We start from the raw sequence: 14,114 nt of genomic DNA, 5'->3' as shown, positions 1-14,114 counted from the left end.
TAATCAACACTATAAACATTCATTTACATTGTAAATGTTGATGATTTGACACTCAATCATTGGTTTATCAACGTTTATCAGGGCACTTTATTAATTAGATTTAAAAACACTCATCCCGCCGCATCCATCTGAAATATAACTGTTAGGCTTGCCATTACAGTATTCTTGAGCAATTTTAAAATCCTTTCAATAGACATTTACTATTTTGTTACGAACTTGGGGTTATGGATGACGTTTTCAACCTTTAGGCCTTGTTGTCCCAAGAAAATAGCCTCTCTAGAAAATACAAATAGGGCAGCAATTGGTTATCTTTCCCCATCGCTGCCCTTCAATTCTAAGTTCCTAAATTAATTGTTCCAACACATACTGTTCTCCATACGTCCCATAGCCCCGTCGACCGGTGTCGACATAACCCACCTTCTCATAGAGCTTCTGCGCGGGGAGGTTCCCGTGATCCACGGACAAGACTAGGGTCGTGGCGAAGGTGAAATGCCGCCGAACAAATTCCGGTAACATCTGCAACGCCCGAGAGGCATAACCTTTGCCGCGTTGGTTCTCCGCAACCGAAACCGAACGAATCAATATCGCCACGTCAGGATCCGCACCGACTTCTTTGACATCGTCACCCTTAATGAGCACCAGGAATCCGACCAATTCCTCATCCTCAAGTACCATGACCGGTAAGCGATCCGTGTTTCCAATCGCAATGGTTAAGGCCATCTGCGGTGTTGCAGTAAAGGTCGCATCTTTAAGTGGGTAGTTGGCCACCCGGTCCCGATCCCTAGTATCATCTTGATAGGCTGCTAATCTTAACATCGATATCCCTCCTGACATGTTTCACGTGAAACTTTAGTCATCGCTAACCAGCCATCGACACTCGTGCTGGCCGCTAATTTACGCCGTTTCACCATACCCCAAGTATGATATAATCACCGCTGGAAGTAAATCATGCCAGTTAGCTAATCCTTAGGGCATCGACATCACGCAAACATTAACCAATTAGGAGTTATCAAATGAATAAAATTCTACAAGAACAGTTCTTTGTCGATGACCTTTCGGCCGACCAAAAGGCCGTAATCACCAACATTAATGACTATATTAAACAAGGTCTGAAGGGCAACACCTCGTCCGTCGCCATCATTCAGGGAGCCGCCGGAACAGGAAAATCCGTTGTTTTGATGGAACTTGTCCGCCAGTACATGACCGACAAGCGCTACAAGACCTCCTTGGTCGTGAACCATCCCGAATTGTACAAGGCCTACCAAGACTTGGCGGAATCCATCCCCAACATGAAGGTCAAAACGATTCGCCGCCCAACGTCACTGATTAACGATGCCCAAAAGAATCATAAACAATACGATATTATTTTCGTGGACGAGGCTCATCTCCTGTATTCCAAGTCGGAGCCCTACGCCCACTACCGCGGTCAGAACCAGCTGACCGACCTGATGAACTTGGCTAAGGTCGTTGTCGTGGTCTACGACTTCGAACAGGTCTTCCAGTCAAAGATGTACTGGGACAAGGACCTCCTCTTCAAGACCATCGGGTCGCATCCTCATAAGCAATTCGATATGAATTTCCAATACCGAATGGTTGCCAGCGACGAACAGGTCGCCTGGATGGACGACCTATCCGCCGAAAAGCCCTTGAAGCCGTTCCCCGACAACAGCGATTTCGAATTTAAGACCTTCGATACCGCGGGCGAACTCTTTGAAAATATCAAGAAGCGGAACAAGGAGGTCGGCATGAGTCGGGTCGTTGCCACATCGGGCTTCCCTCGAATTGACGGCCGTCATAACGTCGAAATGGATACCTTCAGCCTGCCTTGGGACGAATGGGATCCCCAACGGACCCACTGGGCCAAGCGGGAAGGATCGATTACCCAAGTGGGAACGATCTACACCTTGCAAGGCTTCGATTTGAATTACGTCGGCATGATCATCGGGCCTTCATTTGGCTACGATAAGCAGTCTGACACCATGACCATCATCCCCAAGAAGTATTCCCACAAGGAAATCTTCAAGAAGCGGAAGGATATTCAATTCTCACAAGAGGAATATAAGACCTTCATCGCCAACGTGCTCAACGTCTTGATGAAGCGCGGGAAGTACGGCCTCTATCTGACGGCCTACGATGATGCACTGCGTCAACGACTGGTTGAATTAGATAAGGAACGACAGTAAAAAGCAGCCACCAGCATCCTGTCCCAGGGATCTGGTGGCTGTTTGCCGTTTCCTGGCCCCATGTACTTGACTGTAACGTTACGATATAGTCTAAACTGATCTCAGTTAGCGGAAGACGTCTTTCCGCCAGACCATCGTAACCACCCATTCAATCACGTCAGGAGATAACTAATGACTACCGAAAATACCGATTTAACCAACCAAATCATTGCCCGCGAAAAGGCCGCCCTAGACAAATGGTTTAAGGGTGACACCTCAGGTTACCTCAATCTTTGGTCCCAGACGGACTTTTCCTACTTCGATAGCTTCAAGGCCAAACGAGTCGACTCCTATGCCGAAATCAAAGACTTCGTTTTAGCCAATGTCGAAGGAAAACTATACGCCGACAGCTACGATTTCGAAACGCCACGGGTCCAAGCCGTCGATGACATGGCCGTCCTCACCTACCAGCTGTTTGCGAAAACCACGTTAAATGACATGCGCTACAACTGCATCGAGGTCTTCAAGCGCGTGGACGACGACTGGCAGGTCATTCATTCCACTTGGTCCGTCATCCGGCCAATGGACATGGCCTTCGATCGCGACAAGCCGCTCGTCTAATCTCTGTCTAATTCATGACAGATTCAAATCCTGCTCGGGGCATTGCAAACATTTACTACCTAAACGACAATGACTCGTAACTATTAGAAAGAGTCTGGGGAAAAACCCCAGACTCTTTTTTCGTGTACTCATTTATATGGCCGAAACGTGCGAAAAAAGGCACCCGGTTCCGCTTAAAACTGCTAGCCAAACAATCCAAGACCAGGATTATTCGGCTAGCAGCCTTAATGCTCGCCGGCTAACCGCCTTTTGTCCCACTCTCTTTTGATTTAACCATTCTTTTCATGCCACGCCTTGATTTGCGCTAAGCGGTCCTTGAAGCGCCGTTCGTTACCTTCACTGGTGGGCAGATAATATTCGTGTCCATCCACGGATGGTGGCATGGTCTTCATCGTGGTTAATTTATCCTTGGCGTAATGGGCCAACTCGTAACCCTTGCCGTAGCCCAAGTCCTTCATCAACTTGGTTGGCGCGTTGCGAATCTGTAACGGCACGGGGTCGTTGGCGGTCTCCTTCACATCCTTGGCCGCCGCCAGCCGGGCCTTGTAGATGGCATTGGACTTCGGGGCCAACGATAAATAGGTCACGGCCTCGACCAGGTGGACATCACACTCGGGCATCCCCAGGAACTGGCAGGCCTGAAACACGTTAATCGCGATGTTCAAGGCGTTGGTATCCGCCAGGCCCACGTCCTCGCTGGCAAAGCGGACTAGCCGCCGGGCGATATACAAGGGGTCCTCGCCACCCTCCAGCATCCGCGACAGCCAGTAGATCGCGGCATCCACATCACTATTGCGCATGGATTTATGCAGCGCGGAGATGATGTTGTAATGCTCCTCGCCGGTCTTATCGTAGAGGACAAATTTCTTCGTAATCAGCTGACTGAGGTCGGCCATGTTCACCGTGGTTCCTTCATCGGTCTTGTTGCCATTCAAGATGGCCATCTCAAGCGTGTTCAACGCCATTCTGGCATCGCCGTCGGCAAAATTAGCGATCGCCTGAATCTCATCCTGACCAATCTTGATGGTTTGTTTGCCATAGCCCTCCGGATTATTGAGGGCATTCTCGACCAACGTCACAATGTCGGCCTGCTTCAGCTCGTGAAGCATAAAGACCTTGCACCGCGACAACAGGGCCGAGTTCACCTCAAACGAGGGATTCTCGGTCGTGGCACCAATGAGAATGATGCTCCCCCGCTCCACATAGGGTAGGAAAGCATCCTGTTGGGCCTTATTGAACCGGTGAATTTCGTCCACAAAAACCATGGTGCGCTCGCCAATCTCGCGGTCAAGTTCTGCCTGTTTCATAATTTTTTTAATCTTGCTGATCCCACTATCCACGGCACTGAAGCTTAGAAAACTCGACTTCGTTTTCCGGGCAATAATTTCCGCCAGCGTCGTCTTGCCAACACCCGGCGGACCCCAAAAGATCATGGACGATACCTGATCATTTTCGATGATTTCGCGTAAAATTTTCCCGGGTCCCAGGAGATGCTGTTGCCCCACGAACTGGTTCAGGTCCCTGGGCCGCACGCGGCTCGCTAATGGGGTATTCTCGGGTTGATTGGCGAAAAGTGATTCCTGTTTCATAGATAAGCCACCCCACTTTCAGATTTAACGTCATGATTCAGTCTAAACCATGACGTAACGTGACAGTCAATGAAAGACCTCTCGCCGATCAGTCCCCCACGAGAATGATTTCCGCCCAACAAAAAAATCCGGTGACGTCCCTCCAAGGCGTCACCGGATTTCAATTCAACACTGCCCTTCCCAGCCCATCATGTGGCCACTCGTTTTACGGAAACGAGTTGTCCCTGGACCACCAGCCGGTTAGGTTCGCTTCGCTTAGCCGAGGCACAAGTCACTAGAGTCACTAGCTTCTGCCCTGGCACATCATCGATAACGTCCACCTTATGCCGGTCGACCACTCGCACCCGCGTTACCCGGTACCGGTAGACCTGACTCGCATTCGACAGATACACGCTATCCCCTTGATTAACCTGCTTCAGCGGTGAAAACAGGAGTTGTTTCGATGTCATATAGTGGCCCGCTAGCGCGTAATTGCCTTGGCCCATCCGTTGATCAGCCTTGAGCGTTCCTGCGCCACGAACCATGACGGCATTACTGACGCCAATTCCAATCGGTAGGTTGACCCCCACCGCTGGAACGCGAAGCTGGCCAACCGCACCGTCGTACCCGCTGTGTCCAGTCAATTCTCTGATTTCGTAACCACCAACCGTAAGTGGCGTCAACTGGGAAGTCTTGGCATAGTTGAACGGGGCTGTTTTGCCTTTAGACGCCTCCGTCACTCGCTGCACGCTTTCCACTGTCATCTTCCGCATAGCCGTTTCACCCATGCGTGACACCGAGTGACTTTGCGTCAGGGCTAGCAGGACCAGCCCACTCCCGACCAGAAACATCACCAACAGCCAGAGGGAGCTTAACTTGAAAAGTCGTTTACGATTCGTCATTTCGCTTCCTCCTTCGCTCGTTGGTAACGCCGGTAGCCCGCCCATCCCCCACCGAGGAGTAGCAGACCCGCTAACACTAGCAGCCCAATCTTGTACCAGTCCCAGACAAATTGTCCCTTAGGAATCGTCTGCGTTGCATTTGGAATGCGCTGTCCCGTCACCAGTAGTCGATGTGAATTAATCATATACGGTGTACAGGTCATCAGCGTCACTTGATTCATCTCTGCGTCGCGCTGAATGAGTTGCCGCGTACTCGGCTTCACCGTTCGCACGTCCGTTACCTCGTACGTCATCAGCCCATAGGCATTCTTCAGGTAGAATCGATCCCCACTCTTTAGCCGCGGTAAATCGGTGAAGAGTTGCGCTCCGGGAAGTCCCCGGTGGGCCGTAATCATACTGTGCTGGTTCCGCTTGCCCTGCGGGACGTCCGTTCCCCGAACCAACCCCGCATACTTCTGTAACACGTCTTCGCTGGCTCCCGCAAAGACCGGGAGCTCCACGTTAATCTTAGGAATCGCCACCAGGGCCAGTGGCGTCGTGTCCACAAACTGTCCTGAATCTTCCTTGAACGGGTCTTTCACCGTCGTCCGGTTAATCGCTTCCTGCCGCTGTAAGGCCTGCCGTAGCGCCTTGCGTTGGGCAGTGTTCGCCGTCCGTAATTGTTCCTTATACGCATCGAGGACCCCCTGCTGGCGCCATTCCGTTACCGTGTTACTCACGGCTGGGTAACTAATCAAGCCTAGTCCTAAGCAACATAGTAGGATTACGAGCCATTTACGCATGTCGGGGTCCCCCTTTCTTTAATTGTCTAAGTTACGCGGCGTTCCGTTGCCGACGGTACAGGTAACCGGCCCCACCCATCAGGAGCATCCCGATGAGGATAAACAGCCAGATTCCCATTCCCCCAGTAACTGGGAGCGCATGACGCTCGTTTTGAATCGTCTTGAGTTCAGTCTTGTCATTGATTTCAAACGTTGTGGCCTTCTTCAACGGTGCGTAGCCCACCGGCGCTTGCGTTTCGATCAGGTTGTAAGTGACCTTGCCCTTGCGCTTGTCGTACACGTAAGGCACGCCCGTGAAGTCAAATTTGCCGTCGTCCCCGGAAGTTAATGCCGTTGCTTGGTCCTTGTCCGTTACCCATTTAACAAAAGTCTTGTCTTGGAATACTGCCCAGAAAATCTTGCCAGTGTGGTCAATCTTCTGGACCTTAAACTTCGCACCCGCCAGACCCTTGTCCGTCTGCGCATCAACCTTCTTGAATTCCGCGCCGCCTAGAATCAGGTGATTCAGAATCCCAATCCGCGTGCCGTCAATCTTGAAGTAGTCTTTGTTCGGTTGCATGTCCTTTGGATAAACCTTGCCCGTCTTGTCGACCATGAATGATAAAGAAATCTTGCCGTCCTTAACATCCGCCTGGTTGTACCATGGGTACCGCGAGATGGACGCTTCCGTTAACACATACAACGTGCCAACTTCTAAGCCACCGAATTCGATGTCGCCGTTCTTGTCAGTCACCAACGTCTTGATTTCCCCTAAACCGTCCGCCCGTTTCAGCGTGAACTTAACCTCGTTCAGGGCCACGTGTGTGTCGCTCGTTGGGTCTGCTGGGTCGATCCCCACCTTGTGAATCTCGGGGTCAACATCCCGGGCAACCAGGTTCTTTGGGTAGAGGTGAATCGTGTCCTTGTCGTTCAGTGGTAGCGCCACAATCATGGGCGCCGACACACCTGTCAAATGGTGCTCCGGTGCGGCCGTTTCCATAATCAGGTAGAAGCCCCGATTGTTTAGTCCTGGGAAAACCAGGCTACTGTTCTGGCCAGTTAATTTTTCCGTCCGGATGGCCTTCAGGTCGTTAGCCGCCACGAAGTCTTTTTGCGCCTCGAGCACATCTTCTGGTTCCGTCTTGCCGTTCGTGATGTCATTAATCAGCTGGTCACGAGCCGCCGTGAATTCATCGTCAGTGACCTTGCCACTTTCAATCCCGCGCTTGGCGAATAGGTCCGTCAGGTCATAAACGCTGTAGCTCACATCACCGAATTTACTCGGGTCGTAAGGTGTCATGCCATCCAGGAGGGCCATTTCTTCCCCAGTGTTTTTAATCGTTTGCGTCGACTGGTTGTCTAACTTGTGCAGCTTCATCGTCACCGTTTCCGGTGCCGAGCTGCTCGCTTGGGCCGCTGCTGGGCCGCTAAATGTCATGCCGCAGGCGACCAGAACGGTCACTGCCAGTTGGCGTAAAGTCGTTAATTTCATGGGTTATCCTCCTCTAGGGTGTGCACGCCAAATGGCGAGAGACGATAGGACGAGTATGAGCCCTGCAACAATTACCCAGATGATGCCGTGGCCCCCAGTTACGGGGAGGCTGTATGGGTCATTTTGAATCTTGGCTGGCGTCGCTTGAGCCTGGTTAGAAACCGTGAAGTCATGCGTGCCGCCATTTACGTAGCCGTCTGGTGCTTTCGTTTCGATGAGCTTGTAGTCGCCGTGAGGGAGACCCGTCACCTTGAAGTGACCGTTGTCGTCACCCGCCAGCGTCGTTGCCTTGCTCTGGCGGTCTACCAAGCCCGTCATCAGGCCGTTGCTGTTGAAAGTCAGGTATTGGCCCTTAGCGTTTTGAATCACGAACTCAGCGTTAGCGAGGGCCTTGCCAGTCGTGCCGTCAACCTTCTGGAATTGGTAAGTGCCCCGCTTGAAGTGCGTTACCACCTCGTTCGTGCGCTTGCGCCAAGTGTAGCCCTTGCCGGAGTTAAACGTTACACTCGCCCGGTTCTTGAAAGTTCCAACGAAGTTGTCGTCAATAATCGTCGTCTTGATCCGGATGGCAAAGGACTTGCCGTCAAACGTTAGGGCTTCGATTTCCTTTTCGGAGAACTTGTAAGTCAGCTTGCCGTCGTCTGAGATTTTGATGTCGCCAGTCATTGGACCTTTCAGTGGAATCCGCTTGCCGTCCGTGTTGAACAGTTCAACATCGTCCTTGTCAAACTTTAAGCCAGCTGGTAACTGGTCGCGTAACGTAATCGCGTTTGGCTTAGCAATGGAGTCGTTTGGAATGCTGTAAGTCTTCTGGTAAATCGTGTAGTACAGAACGTTGTGGTTGTCATTGTCACGGTCAACCGTCACGCCATCTAAGTTGTTATTGTCCAGTCCAACTTCTTCAGTCCGGTGAACCCGTTTCTGCGGTGCTTCTGGTTCCAGTGGCATTACGTAGCCGCTGGAGAAGGACTGCCAAGTGAAGCCGGACTCACTCTTTAACTTGAATAGTTGGTCTTGACCAACCAGCGGGAAGGATACCGCGCCCAGCTCGTAGTCGCTGGACCCAAGGTAGTCACCCCAGTCTGCCGGACCATCTTTGCCATCGTAAGTTTCTTTGTTCGTAACACCAACGCCAGTTCCTTCATACCAACCTTCTCCGCGGTAAGTGATCTTAGCCCCTGGTGCCACTTTCCCTGGAAGCTCTAACCGGCTACCTGCCCATTCGTGTTCAAAGGGCTTGTTCCCGTTTAGCGAACCGAAAGTGAAGTAGCTCCGAGCGTCGCCATTAATGTCGAGATCTGGGAACACCAGCGCCTGGCTCCAGTCACTCGTCGTGAACGTTACGTCCATGTCAAGCGTCTCGATGCCGTTGTATACCATGCCGGAGTAGAAATTGTTGGAAAAGTCGATGAAGGCCTTGCCGTCTTCATCTTTACCAGTAATCTTTTTGTGGTATTTGATGTTTGAGATTTTAACGATGGCGCCCATTGGTTCCGTCGGCGTGTCAGCCGATGCGGAGTCCGTGTATGCCCCAACGTTGCTGTAGTAAACGTAGATGTCGTCGTCTTTGTCTTCTTCTGGCTTACCGGAAACCGCTACTGCGTATGCTTTTTCGCCAGCTGGTGGGCCGTCGATATCGCCCTTTCTCATGTATGAAACGTGGTAACGGTCTTCAAAGCTGTTAGGGACGTAGTATCCGCCCGACGTGATGCTTACGCCATCGTACACTTTTTCGTGAAGCTTCACGTTGTCTTTGGCTAGCAGTGAACCGCCAACGATGAGGCTGTCTGACCAGCTGCCCACCTGGACTTGTGCCCGGTGAACGTTGATGCCTGCGCCGGATGGAAATTGTGGCGTTGCCACCTTTGACGCCTTCGTTTCAGGTTGCTTTACCGCTTCTTCCTTAGCTGGTTCAGTTGCCTGGTCGCTGTTGTCAGTTTCGGCCTTCTTTACCCGTGGGCTTGCGGAAGGCTGTGTGCCTGACTGTGAGCTGGAAGTTACGGCGTCATTGTCGTTGCTGCTGTTTTGGTCCTTGCTGTCGTCGCTGCTACTCACCTTTGAGGATTCCTTCGCTGCTTCTTCAGCGTCTTCGTCTTCTTCGGAAGTCACCGCAACTTTAGCAAGCTTGAATTTTTCTGATTTGTCGACTACCAGTAACTTCAGTTCTAGGTCGCTGATAAGTAGTGGGTTAGCCAACTTGATTGGCACCAGGAGTTCAACCTGTTGTGCCTTGTCCTGGCTGTTGTTCAGCTTTAATTGTTTCTGCTGGTCAACTTCGGCCGTGATGCCTTCAGCTGCCTCTAATTCAGTGATTTCGCCAGGAACAAATTCTGCTTGGTCCTGGTCTGCCAGTGCAATCACCGTGTCGCCAGCAGGAAGGTCAAGTGTTAACGCCATTTGTACTTCCTGTGGTTGGTGACTTGGGATGCTTTCAACAACTCTACCGCTTTGGTCATGGATAGCAGCTGATTGAATGATTGTCTTGCACTTCTTAGCCTGACCCAGTAGTGAAGTCACGCCAATGAGGCAAGTGATGATTAAAATGATTCGTAGCCATTTTTTCATGGGGGACACCTCCATATCAAAGCGGGTTGCGAGTCGTCTCTTCTTCAGTGATTTAAGAATAACAACGAAATGTGAATTATTTATGAATACTATATGTAAATACTAATAACATTAAGTCTATTGTTGTGTTACATAGTAAAACGATTGTGGTTTGGGTTAAATTAGTTGAGGTGTTATGGGCATCCGGCGGCGTTAAAACGTTGATTTGACAAGGATTTGGTTGGATGGCGGCTAGGTCTGGCCGATGCTGGTGACCAATTCCATACGAAAAAATTGGTGGCAAAGTTTTTGAAGATAAGCTATTGCTGTTGATGTTTTGACCAGGTTGTAGCGAGCATTTAGGGTGATCATCTCGCTCATTACCGTATTGGTTTAGAAGTGGTTTCTACTATAGAAGAGTCATTCGTTGGGACGCAGCTTTTTCTGTAGCTACGTGCTGGCCGACATAAAAAGAAGGGATGCTCGTATGAGCATCCCTCTCTTTGGTTTCCATCAAATTGACCACTACTTCGATTGTTCAATCACGTGGGTTTTATTACTCGTAACGAAGCTGCCGTCAACGAGCTCCAACCGCGTCGTTAAATGATACCGCACGATCTTTTTAACCTGCAAGACCGCTCCGCGCTTCAAGTGTTTGGCTTGATGCTTAAGTGCCTTATCCCGATAGGCATTCGTGGCCAAGATGACTTTGACGCGCCTAGGATTATGCTGATAGTACGTGTGAACCGTAAAAGCCTGCTTGGCCGTGATATAGCCAGTCTTGCCGTATCGTTTGGAGCCAGTCGTCACATCCCGAACCAGGTACCGCTTAACGCCGTTCTTGGCGTGTGCCACGCCCGTAATCACAAACTGTGGCCGCATCGACCGGTTCTGCTTGGCGTAGACGTATTGCCGGGTCTTCTTACTAAAGTTTGGCGTTCTATAGAAGCCGATCTTCTTAACCGCCGTGATTGCCCGGTCCTTGTCGGCGATGACGACTGGCTGCTTCTTAGCGTTAGTCGAAGAGCTATCACTCGAGCTGGACGACTCACTGGTCGACGTGCCGGTGCCATTACCGGCCGGCGTTACTGGCGCTACCTTATAGGACAGGGTGACGCTCTGCGGATCGGCCGTAAACGTCCCCGCCAGCGAGCCCGCAGTAGCCTTAACATATTGATACCCCTTAATGGCAGTCGGCTTAACAATGTAGCTATCCCCTAACGCACCGGGCAGCTGCCCGTCGGCCTGAATCGGCTTGCCATCTTGGTCCACGTAATGAATCGTCACTGGATTACCTGGCGTGACTGCTGGTTCCCATTGATACGTTTGATTGCCAGCTGGCGCTGTGCTCCCATCGTACTTGCTGATCAGCTCAGCCGACGTGTACGTGGTTTTACTTTGATCATTGGGCTTTAAGTATTGATCGTTAATGCTTTCCCATTTTCCAGTATACCCAGCCAAATCAGGGTTATTAACCGTGTCCAACTCGGGTAACGCTGAATCAGTTAAGTTGTCCTGCGGACTTACTGTGAGCCTACTTATTTGGGATGCATAAGAGCCATCAAACATATTGGTTAGCGGCACGCTGGGTTTCCAATTACCAATATTAAGATTTTTAACTTGAACATCATTAAACATTCTATAGAACCCACTTGAACCATGTATGATTTGCCCAAATTGCGTCGTCGATTCAGCCGCGCTTACGTTGCCAACATTAAATTTCGATAAATCCAAAGAAGCTGGCTTATCTTCATCACCATAACCATCAAACATGCTACTCATATCCGTAACGTGACTTGTATCCAGATTCTCATAGCCGGTAACAAGAGGCGTACTGCTAAACATGCCATGCATGTCCGTTGCCTTACTCGTGTTAAATTTGGATACATCAACCGTATCCTGCCCACTATCCAAAAACATAAAAGCAAAGTTGGTCGAATTGCTAGTATCCACGTTTTGCCAATTTCTAATCTGCGGCGGGGTACTCGTCAAAAAATTAGCAAACATAAATGATGCATTCTTAGGTGTTGTGACTTTACCATCAAATGATATCGTATTAAATTCATAGTTATTGTGGTCGCCGCCTTCTCGAACCTGAATATAGAAAAAGGGTGTCTCATAATTACTATATGGCTTCGTAGCTGCCGGCAACTCACCACTTCCAACATGCAGAACGCCATCTGCCGTTAATTTCCATGGCAAGTCCCTAACTCAGACTTTTCTGTTGACCCCGGATCGGAATCGACAACCGTTGTTGCATCCGATGCATGGGCAACGACCTCTGTTCCAATCATTGAAAATATGGGCACCGTTCCCGATACCTGAACACCACAAAAAGCCACTCCCGCTACGACTGCCAGCCCCAGCACGCTTCGTTTCATGAGCGATATTCCTCCTAGTATGTTCCGGATCTCCCTATGCTTCTATAGCCACCAAATCAAAGTAACCACTAGAATTATCACTATCCATCATTGTTTTATTCAACGGTCATAGTGTAGCACATCTACACCTGGAAAAGGGGTAATATCTAGTCAAAAAAGTCTGTATACGCTACGATAATTTCGACATCTATCCTCAATAACAAACGGGACGACAAACATAAAATCTGTTTGTCGTCCCGTTAATCAATTAATCTTGAGCTTGTATCAAATTATCTGTAATTATTTATTTGCGGTAGAAGTACAGCAAGTGATCGTCGGCCATGCCATGCTGTCCCAGTGCCTGTTTACCATTGTGCTTGCCAGCGGTAAACGTCATGAACGCCGCATAAGGCAGTTTGCTCTTAGGCAGATTGGGCGTTTCAGGATAGATGCTGTACCGATTGTACTTGTGATCATAGAACATACCACCAATTTCCTTTTTAGAAAAATTAATGGTCTTAGACTTCTTATGACCACCCTTAAAGTCCATTCTCATAGAATAGGAATTCTTCTTGAAGGAGTAGGTCCATCTAACCTTGATACCCTTCTTGAACTTCGAGTAATTCTTTTCTTGCCAGGTTCCTCGCAGAGCCTTAGGCATCGTCTTGTAATACGTCACCCGCTTTGCTTTCGCTGCGGCGTTGACCGGTTGGCCAAAGCTTGTCGCTGCGCCGGCAAGCCCCAAGCTCAAGACTGCCGCTACCAAAAATTTAACTTTCATATGTACGCCTCCGATTGATTATCATTTAAACCATCAATTACCTCATAAGTATAGCACCATGTTAACCATCGGAATACATAAATATTTGTCGATTGTGGCATTGTTGAACCGGTTGCTTATGGTGCTCCCCGGCTCATCGTCTGCCTCCACCTCGTAGTAGCGTTGTGGTGATTCGATTTCCAAGGCCCCAGACTGTGAGTCTTCTTCTAATATCCTAAGAGCGATGCCTTCAATTATAAATTCGTCGCCTAAGAACAATAAAGAGGCCGCCCAATAATTTGGGACGACCTCTCGTAAGTCGCTAAAGTACGCCAGACTTATTGATAAGCCAACCTAGCGACGATTGCTTATTTGCGGTAAAAATAGAAAATCTTGTCATCGGCGATGGCATGTTGTCCCAGTGCCTTCTTACCGTTGTGCTTGCCAGCGGTGAACGTCAGGTAAGCGGCATAAGGTAGCTTACTCTTGGGAATCGATGACCCACCAGGATAGACATTATACTCTTTATATTTACGATCATAGTTCATGCCACCAATTTCCTTTTTAGAAAAATTAATGGTCTTGGACTTCTTATGACCACCCTTAAAATCCATTCTCATGGAGTAAGAGTTTTTCTTGAAAGTGTACGTCCATCTAACCTTGATGCCCTTCTTGTACTTAGAGTAACTCTTCTCTTGCCAAGTCCCGCGTAAAGCCTTGGGCATCGTCTTGTAGTATGTCATCCGTTTCGACTTCGCTGCGGCGTTGACCGGTTGGCCAAAGCTTGTCACTGTTCCGGCAAGGCCCAGGCTCAAGACTGCTGCTACCAAAAATTTAACTTTCATATGTATTCCTCCAATTGATTATCGTAAATTGCAAGAACAAGTTAGCCAGTCGTTGAGGACAATCCCAGAACAGGCCGTTATCAAATAGAAGTTGTGGCG

The 14,114-nt window shown here is 49.6% G+C and carries 12 protein-coding genes; 2 read left to right on the top strand and 10 right to left on the bottom strand.

Going from position 1 to position 14,114, the window contains the following annotated elements; genetic code table 11:
- Positions 1 to 342: 342 nt before the first annotated feature.
- The gene (locus EKM96_RS00060) at positions 343 to 816 is read right to left on the bottom strand and encodes a GNAT family N-acetyltransferase (protein ID WP_164510937.1); all 474 of its coding nucleotides are present in this window, start codon (positions 814 to 816) and stop codon (positions 343 to 345) included.
- A 197-nt stretch (positions 817 to 1,013) separates the two neighbouring features.
- On the opposite strand from EKM96_RS00060, the gene EKM96_RS00055 reads away from it, so the two are divergent.
- The gene (locus EKM96_RS00055; RefSeq protein WP_125638132.1) at positions 1,014 to 2,183 is read left to right on the top strand and encodes a DUF2075 domain-containing protein; all 1,170 of its coding nucleotides are present in this window, start codon (positions 1,014 to 1,016) and stop codon (positions 2,181 to 2,183) included.
- 171 nt (positions 2,184 to 2,354) lie between these two features.
- Entirely contained in the window at positions 2,355 to 2,783 is a 429-nt protein-coding gene (locus EKM96_RS00050; protein ID WP_125638130.1) for a nuclear transport factor 2 family protein, read from the top strand.
- A gap of 269 nt (positions 2,784 to 3,052) precedes the next feature.
- Here EKM96_RS00050 and EKM96_RS00045 read toward each other — a convergent pair whose 3' ends face one another.
- The 9 genes from EKM96_RS00045 to EKM96_RS00005 form a co-directional block, all read right to left on the bottom strand.
- Positions 3,053 to 4,372 carry a replication-associated recombination protein A gene (locus EKM96_RS00045; RefSeq protein WP_125638128.1) on the bottom strand — a complete coding sequence of 440 codons (1,320 nt, stop codon included), beginning with the start codon at positions 4,370 to 4,372 and terminating at the stop codon, positions 3,053 to 3,055.
- Positions 4,373 to 4,560: 188 nt separating this feature from the next.
- Positions 4,561 to 5,253 (bottom strand): class A sortase, encoded by a 693-nt coding sequence (locus EKM96_RS00040; protein ID WP_164510936.1) that lies wholly within the window; start codon positions 5,251 to 5,253, stop codon positions 4,561 to 4,563.
- Positions 5,250 to 6,035 carry a class C sortase gene (locus tag EKM96_RS00035; protein WP_125638124.1) on the bottom strand — a complete coding sequence of 262 codons (786 nt, stop codon included), beginning with the start codon at positions 6,033 to 6,035 and terminating at the stop codon, positions 5,250 to 5,252. Before EKM96_RS00035 ends, EKM96_RS00040 begins: the two co-directional genes overlap by 4 nt.
- 31 nt (positions 6,036 to 6,066) lie before the next feature.
- Entirely contained in the window at positions 6,067 to 7,506 is a 1,440-nt protein-coding gene (locus tag EKM96_RS00030) for a SpaA isopeptide-forming pilin-related protein (protein ID WP_125638122.1), read from the bottom strand.
- A gap of 3 nt (positions 7,507 to 7,509) precedes the next feature.
- Positions 7,510 to 10,071: a SpaA isopeptide-forming pilin-related protein gene (locus EKM96_RS00025; RefSeq protein ID WP_125638120.1), complete on the bottom strand. Its 2,562-nt coding sequence runs from the start codon at positions 10,069 to 10,071 to the stop codon at positions 7,510 to 7,512.
- 504 nt (positions 10,072 to 10,575) lie between these two features.
- Positions 10,576 to 12,057, bottom strand: coding sequence for a DUF5776 domain-containing protein (locus EKM96_RS00020; RefSeq protein WP_164510935.1), 1,482 nt, complete (start codon positions 12,055 to 12,057; stop codon positions 10,576 to 10,578).
- Between the two features lie 179 nt (positions 12,058 to 12,236).
- Positions 12,237 to 12,431 (bottom strand): hypothetical protein, encoded by a 195-nt coding sequence (locus EKM96_RS00015; RefSeq protein WP_125638116.1) that lies wholly within the window; start codon positions 12,429 to 12,431, stop codon positions 12,237 to 12,239.
- A gap of 283 nt (positions 12,432 to 12,714) precedes the next feature.
- Complete coding sequence (locus tag EKM96_RS00010) at positions 12,715 to 13,191, bottom strand: hypothetical protein (RefSeq protein WP_125638114.1); 477 nt, start codon at positions 13,189 to 13,191, stop codon at positions 12,715 to 12,717.
- Between the two features lie 347 nt (positions 13,192 to 13,538).
- Complete coding sequence (locus tag EKM96_RS00005) at positions 13,539 to 14,015, bottom strand: hypothetical protein (RefSeq protein WP_125638111.1); 477 nt, start codon at positions 14,013 to 14,015, stop codon at positions 13,539 to 13,541.
- Positions 14,016 to 14,114: the final 99 nt, after the last annotated feature.

This window comes from Levilactobacillus tangyuanensis, assembly GCF_003946545.1.
GTDB lineage: Bacteria > Bacillota > Bacilli > Lactobacillales > Lactobacillaceae > Levilactobacillus > Levilactobacillus tangyuanensis.
The sequence above is the reverse complement of the archived record's forward strand: the minus strand, read 5'-3'. Positions and strand labels throughout refer to the sequence as shown.